General features: G+C 64.0%; 3 protein-coding genes. All 3 read right to left on the bottom strand.

Annotated features, from left to right (window positions below; all coding sequences use genetic code 11):
• On the bottom strand, positions 1 to 774 hold a 774-nt coding region (locus EN984_RS28935; RefSeq protein WP_245480136.1), incomplete at its 3' end, for a DUF5682 family protein.
• A gap of 4 nt (positions 775 to 778) precedes the next feature.
• The gene (locus EN984_RS28930; RefSeq protein WP_027036087.1) at positions 779 to 1,858 is read right to left on the bottom strand and encodes an AAA family ATPase; all 1,080 of its coding nucleotides are present in this window, start codon (positions 1,856 to 1,858) and stop codon (positions 779 to 781) included.
• Positions 1,859 to 1,889: 31 nt separating this feature from the next.
• Positions 1,890 to 2,942: DUF5691 domain-containing protein (locus EN984_RS28925; RefSeq protein WP_127384139.1), on the bottom strand; the 1,053-nt coding region annotated here is incomplete at its 5' end.

The following is a 2,942-nucleotide window of genomic DNA, read 5'->3' as shown; positions in this document are numbered from 1 at the left end:
GCCCAGCGCCAGACGCGGCCCCGTCCACGGCGCCCAGGTCATCATGCTCTTGCGGCGGGCGAGCCCCTTGAGTAGCGCCTGGTCTTCCTTCAGCGGTCGCGTCGCCTGCAGCGCCGGCACATGGAAAGCACCGCAAACGATAGCGATCGGCCCATCGAATTCCTTTCGCGCGGCGGCGATCTCAAGCCGCATATGCGCTTCGCGTTTCGCCTCAAACGCCGCAAGCGGACCTTCGCCGTCCCGCAGCGTCGTCATCGCGTCGGCTATTGCCGCGAAGATTGGACCCGGCTGCGGGTTCTGCTCGATGATATCAGACCACCAGCTTTCGCCATCCTCATAGCCGGCAGCTTGTGCCAGCGTTCCGATCGGGTCCCGCAGATGCGGCGCCAAGTCAGCCTCGACGTTGGCTTCCGTTCCATCGCTCTCGGTTTCCCCCACGGCCTCAATCGGCGCAGTGCGGGCTGACGACGGCAAATCGATGAAGCGCACTGCCGCATTGTTGGTGACGGCCCAGAGCGTCGCCTGATACTCCGGCGAGAATTCGGCGAAGGGCCAGAAGCTTGTCGAGGCCGGATCGTCTTCGGGATAGCAGAGCAGCGCCACCGGCGGCTGCATTTCGGGGCGGGCGAGCAACGGCAACAGCGGGCTGGCGTCGGCCGGTCCTTCGATCAGCACGGCGACCGGTTTCAACTCCTGCAACGCCTGCACCAGGCTGTCGGCGGAGCCGGGCCCGTGATGGCGTATGCCGAAATAGGAAACGTCGCTGAGCCCCATGGCGTCAGATTGCCGCGTTCAAGGCCGCGTAGTAGCCGGCATAGTCTGGCCGCTTCTTGAGCACGGTTTCCAGATATTCTTCCAGCACCAATTTGTCCTGCACGGGATCCTTGACGATCGCGCCGACGAGGCTGGCGGCAAGGCCTTCGGCGCCGAGCTTGCCGCTGTCGAACCAGGCCGCCTGGCTGAGGCCGCCGACCATGGTGGCAATGGCTTCGGCCGTGGACAGCGAACCGGACGGCGTCTTCAACGTCACCTTGCCGTCGGCTGTAGCACCGGAGCGCAACTCGCGAAAAATGGTCAGCACTCGCGCGATCTCCTCACCGACATTCTTCGGCACCGGAAGGTCAAGACCGCCGGCCATCTCGCCGACCCGCTTGGAGACGATCGCCACTTCCTCCGCCATGTCTTCGGGCAAAGGCAGCACGACGACGTTGAAGCGGCGCTTCAACGCTGACGACAACTCGTTGACGCCCTTGTCGCGGTTGTTGGCGGTGGCAATGATGTTGAAGCCGCGCTGCGCGTAGATCGAGGTGTTAAGTTCCGGGATCGGCATCATCTTTTCGGACAGGACGGTGATCAGCGTGTCCTGCACATCGGAGCCCATGCGCGTCAGCTCCTCGAGGCGGCAAAGCTTGCCGTCCTGCATGGCGCGGTAGAGCGGCGTCGGCACCAGCGCATCCTGGCTTGGGCCCTTTGCCAGAAGCTGTGCGTAGTTCCAGCCATAGCGGATCTGGTTCTCGTCGGTGCCGGCCGTGCACTGCACGATCAGGGTCGAATCGCCCATGATGGCGGCGGCGAGATGTTCCGACACCCAGGATTTGGCCGTGCCGGGAACACCCAGCAGCAACAGCGCGCGATCGGTGGCGAGCGTCGCGACCGCGGTTTCCATCAGCCGGCGGCGGCCGACATATTTGGGCGTTATCACTGTCCCGTCGTCAGCCTTTCCGCCAAGCAGGTAGGTAAGGACCGCCTTTGGTGAAAGGCTCCATCCGGCAGGCCTTTGCCGGTCGTCATTGCGCGAGAGCGCCTGCAATTCGGCGGCATAGGCCTGCTCGACCGGAAGACGGATGGCTGCGTTCATTTGCTGTTCTCCGGATTGATCATATGTTGGTTCAATGCTCGGCCAGTGACGCGTTGAGCCGCAGGAGACCCAGAGACGGCGCCGCCGGCGCCATACCGGCCGCAACAACGTCTCCGATCAATTTCTCCGCCGTCGCCGCCGTGGCGAGAAAGCCCATAGTTTCCAGAAGCTGGTCGACGCCTCGCCTCACAGCGTCATCGTTTGCTGCAACAGCGGAGCGAAGCGCCGCGAGCGTCTGGCCGTTTGTCAGGTCGGCCCATTCCAGCCAGCTTGCTTCGAGGCCCTCGGCCAGATTGAGCGCGCCAAGATGTTGCGTGTCCTTCAGGATCGACCTGACCAGGACACGCTTCCTGCGGCTGTCCAGACGCGCCATGAGGTGGAGGACGAAGAGTGCGGGCTTGTCACGTTCGGCGACAAGCATATCCGCCATGTGCGTCACCGCGGCGTCGCTGCCCGACGCGGCGACCATTCGGGCAACAAGGATATCGGCATTGCTCTCGGCGCCGAATTGCCACGCCCCGATAAACTCGGATTCGGTGGTGCCGAAGCGCGTGGCGAGGTCGACCAGGTTACAGGTCTCGAACAGTTCGGCGCGACGTCTTTCCTGCGCCGGCGATTTGAGTTTTGCCGGCGTGTAGGTGGTGCGGCGGCGGATGAAGCCGGATTTGCCTTCAGCGATGAAGGCAGCGAGTTCGGCCGTCGGATCTTCCGGCCCGCCACCGCCTGGCGAGCCGTGCTCTCCCAATCTTGCCAGCAACCGGCCAGCGAGCTCGCGCAGCTTGCCGGAACGATCGGCGGAGAGGCTCTTCAGGAATGGCACGTCATCGGCACCCAGGCCGAAGCGCAACAGGTCGACGAGTGCAATCCTGATCTCCGCCGGCTCTCCGGAGGCTTTGGTTTCGATCAGTTGCCGAGCCGAAGCCGGTGCGGTGCGGCGCATATCGGCGAGCGCGGTGCGGCGTGCGGCGGGATAGAAGTCATCCCAGTTTTCCACCGTCAGATGCTCCTGGCTTGCAGGTTTTTCGCCGTCCGCGCCTGCCTGCCAGTCGATCCAGGGTGCATAAACGTCCGGACTGCTCTGATC

The organism is Mesorhizobium sp. M7A.F.Ca.CA.004.12.1.1 (genome assembly GCF_003997835.1).
In the GTDB taxonomy this organism is placed as follows: domain Bacteria; phylum Pseudomonadota; class Alphaproteobacteria; order Rhizobiales; family Rhizobiaceae; genus Mesorhizobium.
The sequence above is the reverse complement of the archived record's forward strand: the minus strand, read 5'-3'. Positions and strand labels throughout refer to the sequence as shown.